This is a genomic window from Candidatus Rokuibacteriota bacterium (genome assembly GCA_016188005.1).
In the GTDB taxonomy this organism is placed as follows: domain Bacteria; phylum Methylomirabilota; class Methylomirabilia; order Rokubacteriales; family CSP1-6; genus UBA12499.
In genome coordinates this window covers 1-22,525 of the sequence record JACPIQ010000011.1, presented here as the reverse complement: position 1 = coordinate 22,525, position 22,525 = coordinate 1, and the positions used below count along the sequence as shown (strand labels likewise).

Here is a 22,525-nt window from a genome sequence, read left to right as displayed (position 1 = left end):
GGCGACCACCTCTACTCCAAGTCCTTCGCCCTGATGGTCCGCGACGGGGACCCCGCCGTTCTGGACACGCTGGCCCGCGCCACCGTCTCCATGACGGAGGCGGAGGTGCTCCAGCTGGAGCGGAAGCGGAACGGCACGACCCCCGAGGCCGATTACCTCCGGATCATCACCCAGAAGACGGCCTCCTTCATCTCGGCCTGCTGCCGGATCGGAGCCCTCCTGGGAGGGGCCGTCGGGGCGCGGCTCGAGGCGCTGACCCGCTACGGGCTCGACATCGGCATCGCCTTCCAGCTGGCCGACGACTCCCTCGACTTCGTTGCCGACGAGGCGCGGCTCGGCAAGGCGATCGGCGCCGATCTCAAGGAGGGCAAGCGGACCTTGCCGCTCATCGCCGCGCTGGACCGCGCGGCTCCGGCCGAGCGCGAGCGAATCCAGGTGGTGCTCAGGAGCTGCGTCCCCTCTCCGGCCGAGGTGGAGGAAATCCGGGCGCTGGTGGTCAGGTACGAGGGCGTGGACTACGCCCTCGAGCGCGCCCGGGCCTATGCCCAGACGGCCAAGGAGGATCTCGGCCCCTTCGCCGACTGCGAGGACCGAGAGACCCTCGCGCTCATCGCGGACTTCGTGGTCGGCCGCGACCGTTGACGGGGGGAGCGGGCGATGCCCCCGATCGTCACGCTCACCACGGACTTCGGGCTCCGCGATCCCTTCGTCGGGGTGATGAAGGGCGTCATCCTCACCATCTGCCCCGAGGCGCGCCTGGTGGACCTGACCCACGAGATTGCCCCCCATGACGTCCTCGGCGCCCAGCTCGCCCTCGAGGCGTCGGCGCCCTTCTTCCCCGCGGGGACTGTCCACCTGGCCGTCGTGGATCCCGGGGTCGGGAGCGCACGCAGGGCGCTCGGGGTCCAGGCCGGGACGCAGTGCTTCGTCGGCCCCGACAACGGCCTCTTGAGCTTCGCCCTCCGAGCGCCAGGCTGGACAGCCGTGGCTCTCACCGAGGAGGCCTACAGACTGATGCCGGTGAGCCGAACCTTCCACGGGCGTGATGTGTTCGCCCCCGCCGCCGCCCATCTTGCCCGCGGCACCTCGCTCGATCGCCTCGGTCCGGCCGTGCTCGACCCCGCACGCCTCGAGATCCCGACGGCGCGGCTTGAGGGCAGCGCCCTCGTGGGTGAGGTGATCGCGGAAGACCGCTTCGGGAATCTCATCACCTCGCTCACCGCTGAGGGACTGGCCGGTCTGGCGGGGAGCGGGACGGTTGAGATCGAGGTCGGCGCGTGGCGGATCGGGCCCCTCAGGAGCTCCTATGCCGAGGGAGAGCCGGGCATGCCGGCGCCCATCGTGGGCTCCCGGGGACGGCTCGAGGTCTTCGTGCGGGAAGGGAGCGCCCTGGAAGTGCTTCAGGCCCGGCGCGGCACGCCGGTCCGGGCGAAGGCTTCCTAATCCTTGCCAGCAGCGCCCTTGCCGGAGGCGCCCTTGCCGGAGGTGCCGCCGCCCGCGCCTGTGCCATTGGCCGGCGCCGGGGCGGCCGAAGAAGCGGAATCGCTCTTCGCCGCTGTGCTAGACTGGGCGTCGGCTCCGGAGGTGGGGGTCGATGAGGCTTCGGATTTCATCGCTTTCTTCCGTGCTTCAGAGGGGTAGTCGGTGACGTACCACCCCTTGCCCTTCAGGATGAACGTGGCCGCCCCGATGAGGCGGCGAACGGGACCGCCACACTTGTCACAGGTCGTCAGCGCCGGCTCGGAGATCCGCTGTCGCGCCTCGAAGACCCTGGAGCAATCCTGACACTCGTATTCGTAGGTAGGCACGCCCTCAACGGATACAGGGGATTATTCTCCCTGTCAAGTCGGCGGCGTCCGGAGGCATGGCTCACCGTGGTGCTGGCTCTCCTCCTCCTGGCCGGGTGTCGCTCGGCCGCGGACGAGCAGGTGCAGCGCCTGCAGGCGCGCGCGGCCTACGAGCAGGGGATCAAGAACCTCGGCGAGAAGCGGGTGTCCCTGGGGCTCGCCTCCCTCCAGGAAGCCGTGTCGCTGGACCCGGACAATGCGCTCTACCGGAACGCCCTCGGCGTGGTCAACCTGGACCTGGGCCGCAAGGCGGAAGCCCAGGAGCAGTTCCAGAAGGCGGTGGCGCTCGATCAGACCTACGGCGAGGCCCAGCACAACCTGGGCCTCGCTCATGCCGAGCAGGGCAGGTTCGAGGAGGCCATCGTGCTCTACCGGAAAGCCCTGGCCCAGCCGACCTACTCGACGCCGGACGTGGCCTACCACAACATGGGCTATGCCTATCTCAACTTGCGCAAGCTCAAGGAGGCCGAGGAGGCCTTCCGCCTGGCCATACAGCTCGAGCCGAAGCGCTCGGCGCCGCATTACTGGCTCGGGGTCGTTCTCGTCGAGCAGGGCAGGAGGGACGAGGCCAAGGCCTCGCTCAGAGCCGCCCGCGACCTGGATCCCGGCTCGATCATCGGCCGCTCCGCGGTGGAGGTGCTCAAGACCCTCGGCGAGGGAGGCTAAGTCCCTCCGAGTAACCGAGAGGTGTGGTAGGATCGCTTCCATGAGCCCCAAGGCGGAGAAGGTGCTTCTGGAGGCCCTCCGACTCCCCCAGAAGGCGCGGGCGGAGATCGCTGGGAGCCTAATACAGAGCCTCGACGAGCGGGTGGACGAGGATGCCGAGGCAGCGTGGGCCAACGAGATCGAGCGCAGAATCCGGGATGTGGAGTCTGGCGCTGTCAAGTTAGTCCCCTGGAGCCAAGTTCGTCGCGCCCTTCACCGGAAGTCAAGGGGTGGCTCCAAGCCTCGTTAGGTTTCACCCCGAGGCCCGGGCCGAGGTCCTCGCTGCGCGAGACTGGTATGCGGCTCGTAACCAGACCGCGGCCGACCGATTCGTCGCCGAGGTCGAGCAGGCAGTCGAGGCAATCCTCGAGGCGCCGGACCGCCGGCCCCGCTATCTCCACCGCACCCGGCGATACGTGCTGCCGCGCTTTCCCTTCAGCATCATCTATCGACCGCATGGATCCGCCGTCCACATCTTCGCGGTCGCTCACGCCAAGAGGCGTCCCGGCTACTGGAAGGAGCGGCGGTTCTGAGGGCGGTGGCCTTCCACCGGAAGGCGCAGGCCGAAGGCCCTGGCCCAGCCGACCTACTCGACGCCGGACGTGGCCTACCACAACATGGGCTATGCCTATCTCAACCTGCGCAAGCTCAAGGAGGCCGAGGAGGCCTTCCGCCTGGCCATACAGCTCGAGCCGAAGCGCTCGGCGCCGCATTACTGGCTCGGGGTCGTCCTCGTCGAGCAGGGCAGGAGGGACGAGGCCAAGGCCTCGCTCAGAGCCGCCCGCGACCTGGATCCCGGCTCGATCATCGGCCGCTCCGCGGTGGAGGTCCTCAAGACCATCGGAGATGGTGGCTAACGTCCTGGTAAATTGGTCTTTCTGAGTGTGCCGGAGCGATTAGGAGGCGTCCTTTTTCCTTGACGCATCGCCCGGGTATGGGGTAAAAGAGGAGGCGGTCGTGAACAATCTGCGTGTCCCCGCCGACCTGGGGAAGCGTGAAAGAGAGAGGAGGTGGGCTGGCACATAGCCGTCTCGTGTTTCACCTGTGGCACCGTGGTTGCGCGTACAGTTCGCTATTCCGACAGCAGGCTCAAGCGTAGGCAGTGAAACCACAGATGAGGAGGCGGTAATGAGAAGGATCTTCGTCCTTGCTCTCGCCGTGATCGCCCTCGTCGGGATGCTGGCGCCGGGCATCTATGCCCAGGCACCGGCCGCGCCGGCCCCGACGTTCAAGATCACCGGCCTGATCGACACAGTCACATCGGCCAGCCACAACCTGCGTGACCTGAACTTCACGCGGCCTGGCGACAAGGAGTGGTACGCGAGGAATCGTGGCCGCTTCGACATCACCGGCCAGGTGGGCAAGACCATCGGCGTCCTGGGCATCGAGATCGACTCGGCCTGGGGCCAGGTGAACGCAACCGACACCAACACCACCACGACCGTGGCCGGCACCGCGCAGCGGGCCGGCACCACCAGCGCCTTCGACCTGAACACGGACACCCAGGGCTCCATCGAGGTCAAGTGGCTGTATGTCCAGTACGAAGTTCCGCTGATCCCCATTCCGACGCAGATGCGGGTCGGCGCCCAGCCCTTCGCGACGACCTACAAGCTCGCGACGCTGGCCACGGGCGACTTCGCCGGCGTGGACCTCGTCACGACCTTCTCGCCCAACGTGAAGGGCCACCTCACGTACGCGCAGATCGAGGAAGAGCTGACCGGCGGCAGCACGGGCGGCACCGGCGCCACCGGGTTCATCCGCGGCGACGACTTCGCCATTATCACGAGTCTCGAAGTCACGCCCATCAAGGGCCTCGACCTCCGGCCCACCTACGCAGTCCTGTGGGCCCAGGGCCTGACTCACGGCAACGCTCGCCTGGCAGTCGGTGGCATCCCCGGCGCCGGCGGCACCCCGACCTTCGCAGCCAAGACGGTCGGCCCGGCCGCCGTGCCCACCCATCAGGAGTGGCGGCATACCATCGGTATCGACTCGCGCTGGCGTTCGGGCCCGATCTCCGTCGAGCCGACCTTCTTCTACCAGTTCGGAACCCGCGAGATGGACAACCCCTTCCCGAGCGGGACCACCGACCTGATCCGGGAGTCGGACATCTCGGCCTGGCTCTTCGACGTCAAGGCCGGCTACCGCATTGGCCCCATGCTCGTCGAGGCCCGGTATCTCTACACCTCGGGCAACCGGCCCATGGACCAGCTGAGCCGGGACACCAACTACTACCAGCCGATCAACACTGACACCTCCTACGGTGCCGACGGCTGGGGCAATATCTGGGCCCTCGGCATCGACTACTTCAACGGCGCCATCCGCACCATGGGCACGGGTATCGGTCTCGACCGCTATGGGCGCCAGCAGTTCGGCTTCAAGGGGACGTACAGCCTGAGCCCGCAGCTGGACTTCTACGGGGTCGTGATGCCCTCGTGGACGGCCAGGTCGGTTGACACTGACGGGACCTTTGCGGCGACGCTCAACTGCTCCACGCACTCGGCCAACTCCGCGGCCAACCCGCAGGGCGCCGGCTGCCGTGGCGATGCCACCTATATCGGCACCGAGGCTGACCTCGGCATGACGTGGCGCTTCGCCCCTGGCCTCACCCTCGACCTGGTGGGCGCCTACCTGTTCGCGGGCGACGTGTTCGATACCTCGCAGGTCCGCAACGGCGTGCTGACGCGGCAGAGCGCCGAGGACGTCTACACGGGCGTCGCGCGGGTGCGCTTCAGCTTCTAGCCTCAGCACAGTAGAAGGGAAGTGGGGTGGGGCATGGGGTGTTCTCCCATGCCCCACCTTTTTTCCGGTTCCCCCCTGGCGGGGGGCTCCGATTGGTTGCCTGACCTCGGGCCGGGCGCTATAGTCGAGTCCATGGTCAGGCCGGCCCTGGGCGTCCTCATCCTGCTCCTCTCCTGCGCCTCTCCGGCCGCGGCCGTGGAGTATCGTCTCCGGGTCTCGAACCTCTTCGACACGAGCTTCGCCCATTACCTCGACGGCAAGATCGGCCGGGGCGCGGGCGAGCTGTCGCTGGACAGGCTCGAGCGCTCCCTCGACGGGGGACTGGTTCCGAAGGGCGCCCTCCTCTATGACCGGATGTTTCGACCTGTCCCCGCCGACTGGGCCCCGGGCTTCAAGGCGATCCCGGTGCGCGGGGAGGTCAGGCCCGCCGAGGACGGCAGGCGCTGGGAGGAAGTGGTCTGGGATGGCAAGCCCGGGGAGCGGAGCGTGTGGCTGATCGCCCCGCCCCAGAGCCGGGACCAGGAGGTCATCCACCTGGCGCTCAAGGGCAAGGGCTCGCTCAGGTACCACATCCCGTACACGGTGCCCTTCAGCCCCAGGCCTGCGGCTGCCGTTTCTTACCCGCTACACTTCCTCCGCTTCTATGGGGAGAAGGGCAATCTCTGGGACCGCTACCTCAGCCGCTCCACGGGGCTGTCCGAGGGCATCGCGGCCGTGGTCGGGGTGAACGAGAACCCCTCTTTCGCGGACTGGGTGTATATCGTCGTGGAGCACCCTCCGGGCCCCAACACCTTCAAGGCTGTGGTCGGGTGGGACCGGCGCCGCAGCGCCGATCGGTCCAATCTCGAAGGCCCGGGCGAGAGGGACTGAGCCGGGTGGTGTCTCGACGCAGGCTCCGTGGCGGGATCCTGACCCTCCTGATCGTCCTCGCGATCTCGCCCGCTCATGCCCAGCAGCAGAGCGATCCCCAGGGCCCCGCCGTCCCGCTGACCGTGCTGGTCAGCCAGCTGGTGGACCTCTTCCCCAGGCTTGAGGGGGAGGTGCTCGAGGTCCGGGGCCAGTCGGTCACCCTGAGCGCCGGGCGCAAGGACGGCGCCAGGGCGGGGCTCGAGCTGGCGCTCTTCCGGGAGGGGCGCGAGATCAAGCACCCGAAGACGGGACAGGTGCTGGGCCGGGCGGAGCAAGGGCTGGGGCGTGTCACGGTGACCGAGGCCCAGGAGGCCTTCTCCCTCGCCACCCTCGCCGAGGGCAGCGAGGCCAGGCCCGGCGATCGCTTCCGGCTCTCGTCGGGGAAGATCAGGCTGGTCCTGCTTCCCCTCCTGGGCGGCGTCAGGGAGGGGCTCGTCGAGGCGGCCACTCACGAGCTGGTGGAGCGGCTCTCGGCCTCGGGCCGCTTCCAGGTCACCATGGGCGATGCCATCAATGTCTTCCTGGCCCAGGAGGCCATCAAGGCCGAGGAGTTCCTCCAGGGTAAGGGCGTGAGGGAGGCGGCCCGGCGCTTCAAGGTCGAGAACCTCCTGGCAATCCACTTCAAGCGCGTCCAGAGCCGGCCCTTCATGGAGGTGCGCTTCTTCGCCCTGCCCGCTCTCGAACCCGCGATCTCCACCGCGTTCTTCGTGCCGCCCTCCATCCGCGCCACCTCAACTGCCACCCAGTTTTCCTCCTCCGGGCGAGACGGCAACCGGCCCCAGGCCAAGCAGCGCTCGCTGCTGGCGAGGCTCCTGGGCGGTGATCTCGAGGCCGGGAGCTACTCGACCGGCGAGTCCACGATCCCTCTCAGAGAGGTCGCGCGCTTCGGCTTCCCCGTCCTCGCCATGGACGTGTCGGTGGGGCCCAGGGACAAGGTCCCGCGCATGGTGGTGAGCGACGGCGAGCGCGTCTACCAGTACCGCATCGTCGGCCAGCGGCTCGAGGCCGACTGGACCTTCTCGGCGCGCGCCGCGGGCCGGATCATCTCGATTCAGCTTGCCGATCTCGACGGCGACGGGATCTTCGAGGTCGTGGGCAATCGCTTCCATCCCAAGAGCGGGGTCAACGCCTTCGTCATCAGCGTCAAGGCCGGCAAGCCGAGATACCTCGCCGAGGGCATCGACTCCTTCCTCTTCGCCGTGGACGGCAGGAGCGAGGGGATCAAGCAGACCCTGTGGTCGCAGTCCTACAGCCCGGAGCGCCTCTTCAACGCCGGGCAGGCGAGCCAGGTCGTGGTCCAGAACGGGAGCCTCTCGGTCGAGAAGCCCGTGCGCGTGCCCGCCGGCTTCAGGCCCATGGGGGCGGCGTTCTCGAACATCTCCGGCAAGGACACGCGGGTGCTGGCGCACGTGGACGAGTTCAATCGCCTGCAGATCTCCTCGGAGGGAGAGGACCTGTGGCGCTCCTCGACCTCCGTGGGCGGGGGCTACCTGACCATCGAGCACGTGCTCGAGGACATGCGCGGGGGCCGGAGCAAGTTCTACAAGATCGAGCCCATGCCGCTGGCCGTTGACCTGGACGGGGACGGGATCGAGGAGCTCATCGTCCCGCAGAACCTCGTCAAGGAAGGGCTCCTGGCGGTGGTGTTCAGGGGGCCGGCGGGGTATCGCCTGCAGTCCATCGACACCGGCTTCGAGGGGGGCATCACCGGGCTCGGCGCCTGGCGGGCCGACGAGAGCGCCCAGCCGAGCCTCGTGGCCGCGGTGGTGCGCTTCACCAACGTCTTCAGGACCGCCGGCGAGACCCAGATCATCATGACCCTGCCCCAGGACTAGGCATCAGCCCGAAGAGGGAGCAATGCCCATCGACGCGCGCGAACAGCCCCCCGCGGGGCGCATCGTCCTCACCTACGAGGATTATTGCGCGCTGCCGGACGACGGCCGCCGGTACGAGATCCTGGACGGAGAGCTCTCCATGACGCCCTCGCCGAGTGTCGCCCATCAGCGGTTCGCCGCCAACTTGCTTGTCTCTCTCAAGCCCTTCGTGACCGCCCGTGGACTCGGCGAGGTCTTCATCGCCCCGTTCGACGTCATCCTCGAGGAGACCTCCGTGGTCGTGCCGGACCTGCTGTTCGTCGCCGAGGGGCGCTCTGGGATCGTCACCGATCGGGGGGTCCGGGGCGCCCCGGATCTGATCGTGGAGATCCTGTCTCCGGGTACGGCTCGCCGTGACCGGGTCGAGAAGGCAAAGCTCTACGCCCGGCACGGCGTGCGTCAGTACTGGCTGGCTGATCCCGAGACAAGGGTTCTGGAGGTCTACGAGCTGGGTGAAGGGCAGTATCGCCGGGCGGCGAGCCTGGCGGACGACGACAGCTTCTCGCCCTCCCTGTTCCCGGGCCTCAGCATCCCGCTCGCGTCCCTCTGGGGCTAGCGCCCCGCCGCGGTATGTTGATGATCCACGCGTACAAGGGTGTCGTCCCCAAGCTGCACCCGACGGCCTTCGTCGAGGCCTCGGCGCAGGTCATCGGCGACGTCGAGCTGGCGGAGGAGGTCGGGGTCTGGTTCACCTCCGTGATCCGCGGCGACGTGAACTTCATCCGGATCGGGCGCGGGAGCAATATCCAGGACGGCACGGTGATCCACGTCAACCGTCGCGGCACGCCCGCCGTCATCGAGGAGTACGTGACGGTGGGCCACGGGGTGCGCCTGCACGGCTGTCATATCAAGTCCCACTGCCTCATCGGGATCGGCGCGGTGGTTCTGGACGGCGCCGTGCTCGAGGAGGAGTGCCTGGTGGCGGCGGGCGCCGTAGTCGCTCCGGGGACGCAGGTCCCGCGGGGGAGCCTCCTCATGGGGGCCCCCGCGCGCGTGAAGCGCCAGGTGACGGAGGCGGACCTCGACCTGATCCATCGCTCGGCCAGGAACTACGTGGCGCTGGCCGCCGAGTACAAGGCCGCGCAGGGCGCCTGACCATGCCCATCAAGGCGGTGCGCGGCGTGCGCGACATCCTGCCGGTCGAGGCCTCGCTGCGTGGCCGCTCAACATTTTCTGCAGCGAACCGGCCGTTTTCGCTCGCGCTGGACTTCAGCGTTCCCGAGTTCCGGTTCCCCTATCTGTTGGATCATTCGCTGCCCGGCTCCACAATTCGAGCCCGCCGTCTCATCGAGGCTCCGTGGCCCCGATTTCGCGTCATTTCCAGGCCGGGGCCGGTTCCAAGCGCTACCCCGGCACGCCGGCCTCTCGGCCCCGGGACGCGTCCAGCCCTTACTGAAGTCGAGCTCGAGCGGATCGTTACATCGAAGCGTGAGCGGCTACACCTGAGCGGAAGCACCGAGAAAGGGCTTTTGTCGTTCTTATGCTCGCAGGTAGAATAGCCGCGTGTCGAGGCGACTCCTCGAGAGGATACGCGCTTGCGTTCTGGCTAGAGCCTATGTCCTCACTGACCATGCGGAACAGGAGATGGATGAGGATGGGCTTTCGGTGTTCGATGTCGAGAGCGCGATTCTCACCGGTCGAATCATCGAGCGGCAGCGGGACCGCAGGACGAGAGAGGCCAAGTACGTGATCAAGGGCTCCTCGGTCGAGGGCGAGGAAGAGATTGTCACGGTGGTCAAGCTTGGGCCGACCGGCAAGGCTGTGATCCTGACTGTATGTGTCGAGTAGGGCCATGAAGGATAAGGGCGTTCGTTGCGACATCTGCGGCAGGCGGGGGGCAGCGGTTCGGCGGGTTACCCGGAGCTACGGCAGGGGTACCGGCTTGCTTGTAATCGAGAACGTTCCAGTGGTGGTGTGCCCTCATTGTGGGGAAACTTACCTCACTGCCGACACGCTGCACGAGCTCGAGCGCATCAAGATTCACCGGCGGGCATTCGCTAGAGCCCGTGCTGTTCCTGTAGCGACTTTCGGGTAGGCCCGAGATCGTGGCCCCGGTATTTGCTCCGCACGAAACGGAAGGGAGAGGGCACCACTGAGGGTGGGGATGGCTGGGTGTGGCCGCGGCGAGGAGCGTCTCTGAGGCAGGCCGCGGGCTCGACAGTGTGGCTGAGGAGATGACACTCATGGAGATCCGGTTCGCAGATTGCATCTACTGCGGAGGCCAGGTGCAAGAGCGCACGGCGACCCGGGACGTGCGTTGGCAGGGCGAACTGTTCCTGGTCGAACAGGTGCCTATGGGTGTCTGTAACCAGTGCGGCGAGCGGTTTCTGAAGCCGGACGTTGCCAAGGCCATCGACAGGCTCCTCCAAACGCGGAAGGCCACCCGGACGGCCCTGATCCCGGTGCTGGCCTACATCGGTGACGCCGCTTAACCCGCCTGTCAGGACGAGATAGCTGACATGGTGAAGCGCTGCTACGAGGCCGTGGAGGGCGACGTGGACCATGGCAGGGGGATCCCGCTCTGAACATGTCCGATCCAGCCGGGCGCGCGGGCCGGTGGGGGGGGCTGGGGGAGGCGCGGCGCTCGCTCTCCCCCAGGGCGGAGTAACCATGCCCATCAAGGCCGTGCGCGGGGTGCGCGACATCCTCCCGGCCGAGTCCCCGCGCTGGCAGCGCGTGGAGGCCGAGGGCAGGAGCGTCTTCGAGGCGTATGGCTACCGGGAGATCCGGCTGCCGCTCTTCGAGCGCACGGAGCTGTTCGCCCGGGGGATCGGGGAGGCGACCGACATCGTCCAGAAGGAGATGTACACCTTCGAGGACCGGAGCGGCGACTCCGTGACGCTGAGACCCGAGGCCACCGCCTCGCTGCTGCGCGCCTACATCGAGCACGGCTTCCAGGTGGAGCCCAAGCCCGTGCGGCTGTACACCATGGGGCCGATGTTCCGCTACGAGCGTCCCCAGGCGGGGCGCTACCGGCAATTCCATCAGGCCGACGTGGAGGCCCTGGGCGAGACGCATCCGGCCGTGGACGCCGAGGTCATCGCCATGCTCATGGACTTCTTCGGCGCCCTCGGCCTGGCGGACCGACTCGAGCTGCACGTGAACTCGATCGGGGACGCCGGCACGCGCCCTGCGTACCGGGCGCGGCTGCTCGACTACTTCCTGCCGCGCAGTGGGGAGCTGTGCCCCGAATGCCGCGGGCGCCTCGACCGCAACCCGCTCCGCGTGCTCGACTGCAAGACGCCGGGCTGCCAGCCCGTCATCGAGAAGGCCCCCTCCATCCTCGACTCGCTGACCCCCGAGGCGGCAGAGCACTTCGAGCGCGTCCGCGCCTGCCTCGACGCCATGGGGATCACCTACACGGTGACGCCGCGGCTCGTCCGGGGGCTGGACTACTACGTCCGTACCACCTTCGAGGTGCTGACGACAGAGCTGGGCGCCCAGAACGCGGTGGCGGGCGGCGGCCGGTACGACGGGCTCATCGAGCAGCTCGGGGGCCCGCCCGATCCCGGCATCGGCTTCGCCATCGGCCTCGAGCGGGTGGTCCTGCTCCTGGGAGACGAGGCCGCGTCGGCCGCGCCAGTGGCTGTTCTCATCCCCCTCGGCGACGCGGCCCTCGCCCGGCTGCTCGGCATCGCCCGGAAGGCCCGGCGCCGGGGCGCCAGGTTGGATCTCGGCTATGGCACCCGGAAGCTCCAGCGGGAGCTCGAGCGGGCGAACCGATTGGGCGCGGACTTCGCCGTCATCGTGGGGGACGACGAGCTGGCGCGGGGGCAGGCGCTCCTGCGCGAGATGAAGTCGGGCGTCCAGCGCGGCGTGCCGCTGGACCGCCTCGCCGAGGAGATCGTCGGACTGGCGGCGCGGCCGGGCGTAGCCCGATGAGCGGCGGCAGCGAAGAGGCCGGGCCGCCGGCCGGTGTCCTCCATCGCGAGGCGACCCCGATGACCGAGGCGCGCACGGAACCGCTCGGCGGCTGGAAGCGGACCCACAGCTGCGGGGCGTTGCGCTCGGAACAGATCGGGCAGCCGGTGACCCTCATGGGGTGGGCCTTCCGGCGGCGGGACCACGGGGGGCTCATCTTCATCGATCTCCGCGACCGGGAGGGGCTCACCCAGTGCGTCCTGAACCCGGCCGAGGGCAGTGAGGCCCACGGCAGGGCCGAGGCGGTGCGCGGCGAGTTCGTGCTCGCTGTTCGCGGCATTGTGCGTGCGCGCCCGGCCGGGACCGAGAACCCGAGGCTCGCCACCGGCGCCGTCGAGGTCCAGGTGACGGAGCTCAGGATCCTCAACGACTGCCGGCCGCTGCCCTTCCAGCTCGAGGACGACGTCGACGTGGACGAGACCCTCAGGCTCAAGTACCGGTACCTCGACATGCGCCGGCCCTCGGTGCTCCGGGCCTTCCAGCTCCGCGACCAGGCGTGCCGGGCCGTGCGCGACTACCTGCACGGCCAGGGCTTCCTGGAGGTGGAGACGCCCTTCCTCACCCGGTCCACCCCGGAGGGGGCGCGGGACTTCCTGGTGCCGAGCCGGCTCCAGGCCGGCAGCTTCTACGCGCTGCCCCAGTCCCCCCAGCTCTTCAAGCAGCTGCTCATGGTCGGCGGGTTCGAGCGCTACTTCCAGATCGTCCGCTGCTTCCGGGACGAGGACCTGCGGCGCGACCGCCAGCCGGAGTTCACCCAGATCGACATCGAGACCTCCTTCCTCGACCGTGACGACTTCCTGCCCATCATCGAGGGGCTGGTGGCCGAGGTCTGGCGCCGCGTGAAGGGCGTCGAGCTGGCCCTGCCCTTCCCCCGCCTGGGCTACGACGAGGCGATGGCGCGCTACGGCTCGGACAAGCCCGACCTGCGCTTCGCCATGGAGCTGCGGGAGGTGTCCGCGTTCTTCGGCGGCGGAGAGTTCCAGGCCTTCGCCCAGGTGGTGGCCGCCGGCGGGGCCGTGAAGGCGCTCCGGGTGCCCGGGGCCGGGGGCATGAGCCGGAGGGAGCTGGACGACCTGGCGGCGGAGGCCAGGCAGCTTGGCGCGAAGGGGCTCGTCTGGATCAAGGTCACCGCTCAGGGCCTGCAGTCCCCGGTGGCGAAGTTTCTCCATGCCGTGGAGGAGCGCCTGATCGGGGCCATCGAGGCCTCGGCAGGCGATCTGGTGCTGCTGGTCGGGGATGCCCCGGCGGTGGCGGCCTCGGTGCTCGGGCGCTTCCGCGTGGACCTGGCCAGGCGCTTCGAGCAGATTCCCCCTTCGAAGGACGTCTTCGCCTGGGTCATCGATTTTCCGCTGGTGGAGTGGAACGAGGACGAGAAGCGGTGGGATGCGGTGCACCACCCCTTCACCGCCCCTCGCGACGAGGATCTGCCGCTGCTGGAGTCCGACCCGGGACGGGTGCGGGCCAAGGCCTACGACCTCGTGCTCAACGGCCAGGAGGCCGCCGGGGGATCGATCCGTATCCATCAGCAGGCGGTGCAGGAGCGGCTGTTCGCCCTCATCGGGATCTCGAAGGAGCAGGCCCGGGCGCGCTTCGGCTTCCTCCTGGACGCCCTCGAGTTCGGGGCCCCACCCATGGGCGGCATCGCCTTCGGCCTCGATCGCCTCGTGGCCAACCTGGCGGGCCAGGAGTCCATCCGGGAGGTGATTGCCTTCCCCAAGACGCAGAAGGGGACCTGCCCCCTCACCGACGCACCGGCGCCGGTGGACGCGCCGCAGCTCCGGGAGCTGGGCATCCGGGTCGTGGAAGCCCCGGGGGCCGCGTGATATCCTCGAGTCGGGAGGCATGTCCACTCGTTGACTGAAGGCACCAGCGTCACGCGCCGCATCGACGTCCCCTCGGACCTGAATCTCCTCACCCTCCTCGGCCGCAACGACGAGCATCTCCGCTCGCTCGAGTCACGGTACGGCGTGCGCGTCACCGCGCGCGGCCACCAGATCACGCTGAGAGGCGGGGAGGCGCAGGTGGGGCACGCGGAACGGGCGCTCCAGGCGCTGGCGGACATGGCTCGTGTCCGGGCCCCGCTGAGTGCGGCGGAAGTCCGCGCCGCCCTCCGTGTGGCCGAGGCCGACCCGGACGCGGACCTCAAGTCGCTCTTCGCGGATGTCATCCCGGTGCCCTCGCGGAAGAGGCTGATCACCCCGAAGACGCTCAACCAGAAGCGCTACCTCGACGCCATCCGGGCCCACGACCTCGTCGTCGCCATCGGCCCGGCCGGCACCGGCAAGTCCTATCTCGCGGTGGCGATGGCGGTGGCGGCGCTGATGAACCGGGAGGTGGCCCGGATCATCCTGACGCGCCCTGCCGTGGAGGCGGGTGAGCGGCTGGGATTCCTGCCGGGTGATCTGGCCGAGAAGGTGCATCCCTATCTGCGCCCGCTGTACGACGCGCTCTACGACATGCTGGAGGCCGAGAAGGTCACGTCCTTGAGCGACCGGGGCACCATCGAGGTCGCGCCCCTGGCCTACATGCGGGGCCGAACGCTCAACGACGCGTTCATCATCCTCGACGAGGCGCAGAACACGACGTCCGAACAGATGAAGATGGCGCTCACCCGCCTCGGTTTCAACTCCAAGATGGTCGTCACCGGGGACATCACCCAGGTGGATCTGCCCGCCAGCCGACCCTCGGGGCTCATCGAGATCCAGACGGTGCTCCAGGGCATCGACGGGATCAGCTTCGTCTACTTCGACGACCGTGACGTGGTGCGGCACGACCTGGTGGCTTCCATCGTCCGGGCCTATGATCGAGTCCAGCCCTCGGAGCCGCGGCGCCAGGCCTCCCGCCTCGAGCGGCCGGCCGAGCAGGCCCAGGGCCCGGCCCCCGGGTGATGCCGCTTGCCGTCCGGAACCTCCAGCGGCGTATCCGGCTCTCGACGCCGAGGGTGGGGCGGACCGTCGGAAGGGCGCTCCGCCTCCTCGGGCGGGCCGACAGGGAAGTCCACGTGAGCCTGGTGGACGATGGGGCCCTCCGGCGCCTCAATGCCCGCTTCCGCGGGTCCTCGTCGCGCACCGACGTCCTGGCGTTCAACCTCGAGGGGCCCGGCCCGTCCGCGCTGCTCGGCGAAGTCGTCATCTCCGCCGACACGGCAGCTCGCCAGGCGGCGCGGCTCCGCGTGCCCGTCGCCCTCGAGGTGGACCTCCTGGCCGTTCACGGTGTGCTGCACCTGGTCGGGTACGATGACGCCGAGCCGGTGGAGGCCCGCCTGATGCACGAGCGGGCGCGGGAGATTCTCTCACGCTGCGCGGCCCGCCCCGTGCCGGCGCGCCTCTGGTCCGGCCTGCTCGGCGCGTGATGGCCCGCCCCGCGCACCGCGCCGGGTTCGTGGCGCTGATCGGACGCGCCCACGTCGGCAAGTCCACGCTCCTGAACCGGCTCGTCGGCGAGAAGATGGCCATCGTCTCCCGCCGTCCCCAGACCACCCGGACGCGCATCACCGGCATCAAGCACCTGGCCGGCGCGCAGATCGTGTTCGTGGACACGCCGGGGCTCCACGCCGGGTCGGGCAGGCTCGGCGAGCTGATGGAGAGGGCCGCCCTGCGGGCGCTCGAGGACGTGGACCTCGTCTGCCTCGTCGCCGAGGCGACGGAGCGTCCCGACCGCCTCGATGCCGGCCCGCTGGCGCGGCTGGCGAGCGTGGGCGCGCCGGTCTTCTGCTGCCTGAACAAAGCCGATCTCGTCACGCCCAAGTCCAGACTCCTTCCGCTCATCGAGGCCTACCGCGGGCGCCACCCGTTCCAGGAGATCATCCCCATCTCCGCCGAGCGGGGCACCAACTGTGGCTCGCTGCTGGAGCTGATCGTGCAGGCCATGCCCGAGCGGCCGGCCTACTTCCCGCGCGAGTCCGCCACGGACCAGCCGGAGACCTTCTTTGTCGCCGAGCGCATCCGGGAGAAGATCTTCCATCTGACGCACCAGGAAGTGCCGTACGCGTGCGCCGTCCGCGTGGAGGAGCTCCGCGAGCGGGAGCGCCCGGAGTGCCTGTACATCCGGGCCACCATCTTCGTCGAGCAGGAGTCCCAGAAGGGCATCGTCATCGGCCAGCGCGGGACGATGCTCAAGCGGATCGGCTCCTCCGCCCGCGAGGATCTCGAGCGCTTCTTCGGGATCAAGACCTTCCTGGACCTCCACGTGCGGGTGCGGAAGAACTGGCGGAAGGACGACAGCGCTCTGCGGGAGTTCGGCTTCCTCCTGACCTCCTGACCATGGCGCTTTACCGGTCTCGTGCCGTCGTCATCGGCCGCCGCGCTCTCGGCGAGAGCGACCGCCTGGTGGAGTTCTACACGCGGGACTTCGGCAAGGTGCGCGGCGTCGCCAAGTCGGCCCGGCGGCCCCGGTCGCGCTTCGTGGCCGCACTGGAGCCCTTCACGCTGGGCGACCTGGTCTTCTTCGACACCGGCCGGAGCGAGCTCGTACGGGTGGACCACTTCGACATCCTCCACCCGTTCGTCCGGGTGCGGGAGCACCTGGAGCGGCTCGGACGGGGAGCGTGGACGGTCGAGTGCCTGGCGCGTCTCTCCGCGGACCGGGATCCCCATCCGGCGCTCTTCGGCCTGCTGGTCCGGAGTCTCCGGGCGCTCGAAGGAGGAACCCGTCCGGCGCGGGTCGCCGTCTGCTTCGGCGTCCGCGCCGTGGATCTCCTGGGGCACCGCCCGCGGATCGACCGGTGCGTGGAATGCGGCCGCGGGTACCCTTTTCCGGACGCGGTCCTCGACGTCGAGGCAGGGGGCCTCGTGTGTCGCCCGTGCGGTCCCCGGGCGCATGCCATCCCGCTGAGCGAGCGCGCGGTGGGCACGCTCGGCCGGCTGCGCGGGTTCCGCTGGGAGGAGGGGCTGCGGCTCCCCCTGAGCCCCGCCCTCGACGAGGAGTTGACCGGGATCCTGGAGGGGACCGTGACCCGGCTCATCGGGCAGGTGCCGCGCTCGCTCCGCTTCCTCGCTCAGACCCGCCGGCCGCTGCCCCCCATGCTATCCTGACCGCCATGCCACTGTCCATGGACACGCTCGTCTCGCTCTGCAAGCGGCGGGGCTTCGTCTTCCAGTCCAGCGAGATCTACGGCGGGACGGGCTCGTGCTGGGACTACGGACCCCTCGGCGTGGAGCTCAAGAACAACATCAAGCGGGTGTGGTGGCGGGACTTCGTCCAGGGGCGGCCCGACATGGTTGGCCTGGACGCTTCGATCCTGATGCATGCCACGGTCTGGAAGGCCAGCGGCCACGTCGATCACTTCACCGATCCCATGGTGGACTGCCGGGAATGCCGCCGGCGCTTCCGGGCCGACAAGGTCGACGAGACGCCGTGGGTCCACTACTGCGCCGCCACGAAGGGGAACAAGTTCACGATTCCGGCCGGCGAGCCGTGCTCCCACTGCGGGCTCCGGCGCACGCTGTGCCCCGACTGCGGCAAGGGCGAGCTGACGCTCCCGCGCCAGTTCAACCTGATGTTCCGGACCTTCATGGGGCCGGTGGAGGAGGACGCCGCGGTCACCTACCTCCGCCCCGAGACCGCCCAGGGGATCTTCGTCAACTTCGACAACGTGCTGCAGTCCACGCGCCGGAAGCTCCCGTTCGGCATCGCCCAGATCGGCAAGGCCTTCAGGAACGAGATCACGCCGGGCAACTTCATCTTCCGGACGCGCGAGTTCGAGCAGATGGAGATCGAGTACTTCGTCAACCCGCGCGCCTCGGTGGCCGACCGTCCGGCGGACGAGCACTGGCACGAGCGCTGGATCGAGGACTGCCTGGGGTGGTTCCAGCGCTACGGCCTCCGCGCCGAGAACCTCCGGCTCCGCGAGCACGAGAAGGTCGAGCTCGCCCACTACGCCAAGCGGACGGCCGACATCGAGTACCGCTTCCCGATCGGCTGGAGCGAGCTCATGGGGATCGCCAACCGGACCGATTTCGACCTCAAGCAGCACGCCAAGTGGAGCGGGAAGACGCTGACGTATTTCGACGAGGAGCGGAAGGAGCACGTGGTGCCCTACGTGATCGAGCCCTCCGCCGGGGTCGACCGGGCGCTCCTGGCCTTTCTCGTGGACGCCTACCGCGAAGAGGAGGTCCGGGGCGAGACGCGCGTGGTCCTGCGGCTCCATCCCGAGCTGGCTCCCATCAAGATCGCCGTGCTGCCCCTGCTCAAGAAGCGGGAGGAGATTGTCCGGACCTGCCAGGCTATCCGGGAGGAGCTGGCCCCGCGCTGGCCGGCCACCTACGATGACACCGCAGCCATCGGCCGCCTCTACCGGCGCCAGGACGAGGTGGGGACCCCGTTCTGCGTGACGGTGGACGTCCAGTCGGTGGGCGAGCCCGACAAGGGCGAGGCCGGGGACGGGCAGGCGACGATCCGGGACCGTGACTCGATGCAGCAGATCCGTGTGCCCATCGGCGCGCTGCCGGCCGTCTTCGCCCGGCTGCTCGGCGGTGAGGCCTGGGTGTCCGTGGCGGATCGCCTCGGTGCGCTCAGACCCGCGGACGGCGGCTAGCGTAGCTAGGGGTTCTGGTGGGCGCTGTCCCCCGCGCCCGCCGACGGCCCGAGGGCGGCAGAGCCCGCAGGCCCGCCGGGGAGGGAGCCCGCCGTGAGCCCTGAGTGCGCCGGGCCACAGTGGCTCCGCGGCTCGCTGCCGGCCACGAAGGCCATCAACACGGGGCGGATGCAGCCCTCTCCGGGATGGAGGTCGACCGGCACGAGCACCACGCCTTCCGGCACGGGGAAGTCCTGCACCGGCGTCCCCTCGAGCACGCTCGCCATGAAGGCCGTCCAGATCGGCACGGCCACCCGCGAGCCCGTCTCGTCGCGCCCGAGGCTCTTCGGCCGGTCATAGCCCACCCACACGCCCGTCACGAGCTGCGGCGTGAAGCCGACGAACCAGGCGTTCGAGTAGTCGTTGGTGGTGCCGGTCTTGGCCGCCACCGGGCGTCTCAGCGTCTTGGCCGCCACCCCGGTGCCGCGCTCCACGGTCCCCTTCAGCATGTGGGTGATCACGTATGCCAGCTCCGGGGAGAGCGCCGGCTTGCCCTCGGGCACGTTCTCCTCGAGGAGCTTGCCCTGGGCGTCGAGCACGTACCGGATCGCCGTGGGGCGCATCCAGGTGCCCTGGTTGGGCAGCGCCCCATAGGCCGACGTCAGCTCGAGGAGCGTGAGGTCGGAGCTGCCGAGGGCGATGCTCAGGTTCTCCGACAGCGGGCTCTCGACACCCAGCCGCCTCGCCACGTCGAGGGTGCGCCGGATCCCCACGCGCTCCTGGACCTTCACCGCCGCCACGTTCACGGAGTCCTCGAGGGCCTGCTGGAAGGTGATCGGGCCGCGGAACTTCCGGTCGTAGTTGTCGGGCTTCCAGGGTTTCCCTCTCGGACCCACGGCGTACTCCACCGGTGAGTCATCCACGACGCTGGCCGGGGTCAGGCCGGACTCGAGCGCCGCGATGTACACGAAGGGCTTGAAGGCCGAGCCCGGCTGTCGCCGCGCCTGCACGGCCCGGTTGAACTCGCTCTTGAAGAAATCGTACCCGCCGACCATGGCCTTGATGTAGCCCGTGTGCGGGTCGATGGCCAGCAGCGCCCCCTCGGGGCGGTCGGTGACAGGGGCGGCGCCGGCCTTCTCGGCCGCCTTCGCCCGGCGGGTCTCGAGCGCCCTGAGCCCCTCGCGGAGCGTCTGCTCCGCCCGGAGCTGCATCGTCGGCGACAGGGTCGTGTAGACTTGGAGCCCTCCCTTGAAGACCAGATCGGCCCCGAACTCCTGCTCCAGGAGCTGCTGGACGTATTCCAGATAGTACTGGCCCGTCGTGCGCCGGCGTTCGGGCGGCACCAGCCGGAGCTCGGCTGCCCCCGCCCGTTTGGCCTCCTCCCCCTTGAGGGTGCCCACCTCCACCATGCGGGCCAGGACCGTGCCGCGCCGCCGCTTGGCGGCCGCCGCGCGGTCGAAGGGGGAGTAGGTGGACGGGGCCTTCGGGAGGCCGGCGAGCAGCGCGCATTCGGCGAGGGTCAGCTCGGCGATCGACTTGCCGAAGTATGTGCGGGCGGCGGCCTCCACGCCGAAGGCGCCGTGGCCGAAGTAGATCTGGTTGAGGTACATCTCCAGGAGACGGTCCTTCGAGTAGCGGCGCTCGAGCTCCACCGCCAGCACCGCTTCCTTGAGCTTCCGATCGAGACTCTTGTCCGGGGTGAGAAAGAGTACCTTGGCGAGCTGCTGGGTGATGGTGCTCCCGCCTTCGACGATGCGCCCGTGGCGGAAGTTCTGGTAGATCGCCCTGGCGATCCCCACGGGATCCACCCCGTAGTGCGAGTAGAAGCGCGAGTCCTCGGTGGCGACGATGGCGTCCTTGAGGGCCTTGGGGATCTGGGCGAGCGGCGTGAAGATGCGTCGCTCGACATGGAACTCGGTGACCAGCTCGTCGTTGTCGTCGAAGACCTTCGTGCCGCGGCTCGGCTCGAAGTTCTCCAGGGCGCTGACGGACGGGAGCGAGCGTGGCAGGATGGTGACGGCCCAGATCGCCGAGACGCCGACGCCGAGGATTGCGAGGAACAGGAGCATCGCGCCGGCGACGAGGAGCCGTCGGGGCCAGTGCCTCTGGGGGCGGGCAGCGGGTTTCGCGCGTCGGTGTGGAGGCATCCCTTGTTATTATACAGGCGTGAACGCGAGCGGCTTTCCCCCTCCGGCCTGATGCGCGCGCCGACGCCTCGTGCGATGACCGATCCCATGCTCCCGGTGGACGAGCAGATGCGCCGCATCCGCCGCGGGACGGCGGAGATCATCGTCGAGGCGGAGCTGATCCAGAAGCTCCAGCGCGCGCGTGCCACGAGCGCGCCGCTCCGGATCAAGCTCGGCCTCGACCCCACCGCGCCGGACCTGCACCTGGGCCACACGGTCGTGCTCCAGAAGCTCCGGGACTTCCAGGATCTCGGCCACCAGGTCATCATCATCATCGGCGATTTCACGGGCATGATCGGCGATCCGACGGGGCGGTCCGAGACGCGCCGGCCGCTGTCGTGGGACGAGATCCGGGCGAATGCGGAGACCCATCCAGCTGGGCAAGATCCTGGACATGAGCCGCACGCGTGTGGAGTTCAACTCGACCTGGCTCGCGCCGCTCAGCTTCGAGGGGGTCATCCGGGAAACGGCCCACCTCACGGTGGCCCAGATGCTCCAGCGCGAGGATTTCGCCAGCCGCTACGCCAGCGGGCGCCCCATCAGCCTGCACGAGTTCCTGTACCCCGTCGCACAGGCCTACGACTCGGTGGCCCTGGAGGCCGACGTCGAGCTCGGCGGCACCGACCAGACCTTCAATCTCCTCGTGGGGCGCGATCTGCAGCGGGCTCACGGCCAGGAGCCCCAGGTGGCGCTCACAGTGCCCATTCTCGAGGGGCTCGACGGCGTCCAGAAGATGTCCAAGAGCCTCGGCAATTACGTGGGCATCACAGAGCCGCCCGGGGAGATGTTCGGCAAGCTGATGTCGGTCTCCGACCGGCTGATGTTCCGCTACTTCGAGCTGGCGACCAGGGTGTCGCCGGAGGAGATCACCGGGCTGCGCCGGCTGCACCCCATGGAAGCCAAGAAGCGACTGGCCCGGACGATCACCGCCCAGTATCACGGGGAGGCCGCTTCGGCCGAGGCGGAACGGGGATTCGTCAAGGTCATTCAGCAGAAGCAAGTGCCTGACAACGTTGACGTCGTGACGGTCACGGTCGTTGACGGGGAGGGGATCCACGTGTGGAAGGCCCTCGTGGCAACGGGGATTGTTTCCAGCAACTCCGAAGCCCGGCGGAAGATAGCCGAGGGAGCCGTCAAGGTGGACGGGGAGCGGGTGTCAGACCTCAGCCAGCTCCTGGCACGAGGGGCTGATGTCGTGATCCAGCTCGGTCGCCGCTTCAAGCGCGTGACCGTGAAGTGACGATGTCGCCCAAAGAATCCCTTGACAGGCTGAGTGCTCCCCGGTAGCATCACTACTTGCCCAGCCCCGAGGCGGCTCTTGCCCCGGCGCGGGTGTTGAGAGTAGGCAGCCGGCCGTTTCCGTCCAGCTGACCTGGTTCAACTCACAGAGGGGTCGAGACCCCGACCGTTCTTTGAAAATCGCATATGTTACTGGCTCACCGACGAAGTGTGAGCACCATCCGTAACTACTGAGTACCTTGCGCCCGACCGAAGCAACATCTTGGTTGGGCTTTAGGGACCAGGGTTCAAGTTTCTCGCTTCATTCATGGCGAGTTTGATCCTGGCTCAGAGCGAACGCTGGCGGCGTACTTAACACATGCAAGTCGAACGGGGATCACGGTGTGAGCAATCATATTGTGGTCCTAGTGGCGCACGGGTGAGTAACACGTGGGTAACCTGCCCTTGAGCCTGGGATACCCCCTCGAAAGGGGGGCTAATACCGGATACGTTCCTCGTGTCGAGAGATTCGGGGAGGAAAGGTGGCGCAAGCTGCCGCTCTTGGAGGGGCTCGCGGCCTATCAGCTAGTTGGCGGGGTAACGGCCCACCAA

24 protein-coding genes, 1 rRNA gene and 1 pseudogene are annotated in these 22,525 nt (G+C 68.7%); 24 read left to right on the top strand and 2 right to left on the bottom strand.

What is annotated here, in order from left to right; all coding sequences use genetic code 11:
* Both HYV93_03565 and HYV93_03560 read left to right on the top strand, forming a co-directional pair.
* Positions 1-642 (top strand): polyprenyl synthetase family protein (locus tag HYV93_03565; GenBank protein ID MBI2525039.1); only part of this gene is annotated, 642 nt, incomplete at its 5' end.
* A 15-nt stretch (positions 643-657) separates the two neighbouring features.
* Complete coding sequence (locus HYV93_03560) at positions 658-1,443, top strand: SAM-dependent chlorinase/fluorinase (protein MBI2525038.1); 786 nt, start codon at positions 658-660, stop codon at positions 1,441-1,443.
* Here the strand turns inward: HYV93_03560 and HYV93_03555 are convergent.
* Complete coding sequence (locus HYV93_03555) at positions 1,440-1,808, bottom strand: hypothetical protein (GenBank protein ID MBI2525037.1); 369 nt, start codon at positions 1,806-1,808, stop codon at positions 1,440-1,442. The two genes, HYV93_03560 and HYV93_03555, sit on opposite strands and share 4 nt — an antisense overlap.
* Before the next feature lie 66 nt (positions 1,809-1,874).
* Between HYV93_03555 and HYV93_03550 the strand changes: the two genes are divergently transcribed.
* The 20 genes from HYV93_03550 (at position 1,875) to HYV93_03455 (ending at position 18,530) form a co-directional block, all read left to right on the top strand.
* Positions 1,875-2,513, top strand: coding sequence for a tetratricopeptide repeat protein (locus HYV93_03550; protein ID MBI2525036.1), 639 nt, complete (start codon positions 1,875-1,877; stop codon positions 2,511-2,513).
* Between the two features lie 40 nt (positions 2,514-2,553).
* Positions 2,554-2,802 (top strand): addiction module protein, encoded by a 249-nt coding sequence (locus tag HYV93_03545; protein ID MBI2525035.1) that lies wholly within the window; start codon positions 2,554-2,556, stop codon positions 2,800-2,802.
* Entirely contained in the window at positions 2,783-3,085 is a 303-nt protein-coding gene (locus HYV93_03540) for a type II toxin-antitoxin system RelE/ParE family toxin (protein MBI2525034.1), read from the top strand. Before HYV93_03545 ends, HYV93_03540 begins: the two co-directional genes overlap by 20 nt.
* A gap of 69 nt (positions 3,086-3,154) precedes the next feature.
* Entirely contained in the window at positions 3,155-3,409 is a 255-nt protein-coding gene (locus HYV93_03535) for a tetratricopeptide repeat protein (protein ID MBI2525033.1), read from the top strand.
* A gap of 271 nt (positions 3,410-3,680) precedes the next feature.
* Positions 3,681-5,291: a hypothetical protein gene (locus tag HYV93_03530; GenBank protein ID MBI2525032.1), complete on the top strand. Its 1,611-nt coding sequence runs from the start codon at positions 3,681-3,683 to the stop codon at positions 5,289-5,291.
* Between the two features lie 132 nt (positions 5,292-5,423).
* The gene (locus tag HYV93_03525; GenBank protein ID MBI2525031.1) at positions 5,424-6,161 is read left to right on the top strand and encodes a hypothetical protein; all 738 of its coding nucleotides are present in this window, start codon (positions 5,424-5,426) and stop codon (positions 6,159-6,161) included.
* A gap of 8 nt (positions 6,162-6,169) precedes the next feature.
* Positions 6,170-8,035: a hypothetical protein gene (locus tag HYV93_03520; GenBank protein ID MBI2525030.1), complete on the top strand. Its 1,866-nt coding sequence runs from the start codon at positions 6,170-6,172 to the stop codon at positions 8,033-8,035.
* Between the two features lie 22 nt (positions 8,036-8,057).
* A complete protein-coding gene (locus HYV93_03515; protein ID MBI2525029.1) occupies positions 8,058-8,630 on the top strand; it encodes a Uma2 family endonuclease in 573 nt (190 codons plus the stop codon).
* Between the two features lie 14 nt (positions 8,631-8,644).
* A complete protein-coding gene (locus tag HYV93_03510; GenBank protein ID MBI2525028.1) occupies positions 8,645-9,169 on the top strand; it encodes a gamma carbonic anhydrase family protein in 525 nt (174 codons plus the stop codon).
* A gap of 2 nt (positions 9,170-9,171) precedes the next feature.
* Positions 9,172-9,573, top strand: a complete 402-nt coding sequence (locus tag HYV93_03505; protein MBI2525027.1) for a hypothetical protein — start codon at positions 9,172-9,174, stop codon at positions 9,571-9,573.
* A gap of 4 nt (positions 9,574-9,577) precedes the next feature.
* Positions 9,578-9,862 carry a DUF4258 domain-containing protein gene (locus tag HYV93_03500; protein MBI2525026.1) on the top strand — a complete coding sequence of 95 codons (285 nt, stop codon included), beginning with the start codon at positions 9,578-9,580 and terminating at the stop codon, positions 9,860-9,862.
* 4 nt (positions 9,863-9,866) lie between these two features.
* Entirely contained in the window at positions 9,867-10,109 is a 243-nt protein-coding gene (locus tag HYV93_03495; protein MBI2525025.1) for a type II toxin-antitoxin system MqsA family antitoxin, read from the top strand.
* Positions 10,110-10,257: 148 nt separating this feature from the next.
* A complete protein-coding gene (locus HYV93_03490; GenBank protein ID MBI2525024.1) occupies positions 10,258-10,506 on the top strand; it encodes a type II toxin-antitoxin system MqsA family antitoxin in 249 nt (82 codons plus the stop codon).
* Between the two features lie 178 nt (positions 10,507-10,684).
* Positions 10,685-11,956: a histidine--tRNA ligase gene (locus HYV93_03485; GenBank protein ID MBI2525023.1), complete on the top strand. Its 1,272-nt coding sequence runs from the start codon at positions 10,685-10,687 to the stop codon at positions 11,954-11,956.
* Between the two features lie 59 nt (positions 11,957-12,015).
* Positions 12,016-13,818 (top strand): aspartate--tRNA ligase, encoded by a 1,803-nt coding sequence (gene aspS, locus HYV93_03480; GenBank protein ID MBI2525022.1) that lies wholly within the window; start codon positions 12,016-12,018, stop codon positions 13,816-13,818.
* Positions 13,819-13,878: 60 nt separating this feature from the next.
* Positions 13,879-14,883, top strand: coding sequence for a PhoH family protein (locus HYV93_03475; protein ID MBI2525021.1), 1,005 nt, complete (start codon positions 13,879-13,881; stop codon positions 14,881-14,883).
* The gene (gene ybeY, locus HYV93_03470; protein ID MBI2525020.1) at positions 14,883-15,347 is read left to right on the top strand and encodes an rRNA maturation RNase YbeY; all 465 of its coding nucleotides are present in this window, start codon (positions 14,883-14,885) and stop codon (positions 15,345-15,347) included. Before HYV93_03475 ends, ybeY begins: the two co-directional genes overlap by 1 nt.
* Positions 15,347-16,255: a GTPase Era gene (era, locus tag HYV93_03465; GenBank protein MBI2525019.1), complete on the top strand. Its 909-nt coding sequence runs from the start codon at positions 15,347-15,349 to the stop codon at positions 16,253-16,255. The genes ybeY and era overlap by 1 nt, the downstream gene beginning before the upstream one ends.
* Positions 16,256-16,257: 2 nt before the next feature.
* Positions 16,258-17,028 (top strand): DNA repair protein RecO, encoded by a 771-nt coding sequence (recO, locus tag HYV93_03460; GenBank protein MBI2525018.1) that lies wholly within the window; start codon positions 16,258-16,260, stop codon positions 17,026-17,028.
* A 17-nt stretch (positions 17,029-17,045) separates the two neighbouring features.
* Positions 17,046-18,530 carry a glycine--tRNA ligase gene (locus HYV93_03455; protein MBI2525017.1) on the top strand — a complete coding sequence of 495 codons (1,485 nt, stop codon included), beginning with the start codon at positions 17,046-17,048 and terminating at the stop codon, positions 18,528-18,530.
* Positions 18,531-18,535: 5 nt separating this feature from the next.
* Here HYV93_03455 and HYV93_03450 read toward each other — a convergent pair whose 3' ends face one another.
* Positions 18,536-20,578: a PBP1A family penicillin-binding protein gene (locus tag HYV93_03450; protein ID MBI2525016.1), complete on the bottom strand. Its 2,043-nt coding sequence runs from the start codon at positions 20,576-20,578 to the stop codon at positions 18,536-18,538.
* 165 nt (positions 20,579-20,743) lie between these two features.
* Here HYV93_03450 and HYV93_03445 point away from each other — a divergent pair.
* Both HYV93_03445 and HYV93_03440 read left to right on the top strand, forming a co-directional pair.
* Positions 20,744-21,935 (top strand): annotated as a pseudogene (locus tag HYV93_03445) (tyrosine--tRNA ligase).
* 303 nt (positions 21,936-22,238) lie between these two features.
* Positions 22,239-22,525: ribosomal RNA gene (locus HYV93_03440) — 16S ribosomal RNA — on the top strand; the annotation flags it as partial.

Coding starts and splice junctions, on each gene's coding strand:
- HYV93_03545 (MBI2525035.1), top strand. CDS start 2,554: ATGAGCCCCAAGGCGGAGAAGGTGCTTCTGGAGGCCCTCCGACTCCCC.
- HYV93_03485 (MBI2525023.1), top strand. CDS start 10,685: ATGCCCATCAAGGCCGTGCGCGGGGTGCGCGACATCCTCCCGGCCGAG.
- HYV93_03490 (MBI2525024.1), top strand. CDS start 10,258: ATGGAGATCCGGTTCGCAGATTGCATCTACTGCGGAGGCCAGGTGCAA.
- HYV93_03450 (MBI2525016.1), bottom strand. CDS start 20,578: ATGCTCCTGTTCCTCGCAATCCTCGGCGTCGGCGTCTCGGCGATCTGG.
- HYV93_03510 (MBI2525028.1), top strand. CDS start 8,645: ATGTTGATGATCCACGCGTACAAGGGTGTCGTCCCCAAGCTGCACCCG.
- recO (MBI2525018.1), top strand. CDS start 16,258: ATGGCGCTTTACCGGTCTCGTGCCGTCGTCATCGGCCGCCGCGCTCTC.
- HYV93_03530 (MBI2525032.1), top strand. CDS start 3,681: ATGAGAAGGATCTTCGTCCTTGCTCTCGCCGTGATCGCCCTCGTCGGG.
- aspS (MBI2525022.1), top strand. CDS start 12,016: ATGACCGAGGCGCGCACGGAACCGCTCGGCGGCTGGAAGCGGACCCAC.
- era (MBI2525019.1), top strand. CDS start 15,347: ATGGCCCGCCCCGCGCACCGCGCCGGGTTCGTGGCGCTGATCGGACGC.
- HYV93_03560 (MBI2525038.1), top strand. CDS start 658: ATGCCCCCGATCGTCACGCTCACCACGGACTTCGGGCTCCGCGATCCC.
- HYV93_03515 (MBI2525029.1), top strand. CDS start 8,058: ATGCCCATCGACGCGCGCGAACAGCCCCCCGCGGGGCGCATCGTCCTC.
- HYV93_03455 (MBI2525017.1), top strand. CDS start 17,046: ATGGACACGCTCGTCTCGCTCTGCAAGCGGCGGGGCTTCGTCTTCCAG.
- ybeY (MBI2525020.1), top strand. CDS start 14,883: ATGCCGCTTGCCGTCCGGAACCTCCAGCGGCGTATCCGGCTCTCGACG.
- HYV93_03505 (MBI2525027.1), top strand. CDS start 9,172: ATGCCCATCAAGGCGGTGCGCGGCGTGCGCGACATCCTGCCGGTCGAG.
- HYV93_03495 (MBI2525025.1), top strand. CDS start 9,867: ATGAAGGATAAGGGCGTTCGTTGCGACATCTGCGGCAGGCGGGGGGCA.
- HYV93_03525 (MBI2525031.1), top strand. CDS start 5,424: ATGGTCAGGCCGGCCCTGGGCGTCCTCATCCTGCTCCTCTCCTGCGCC.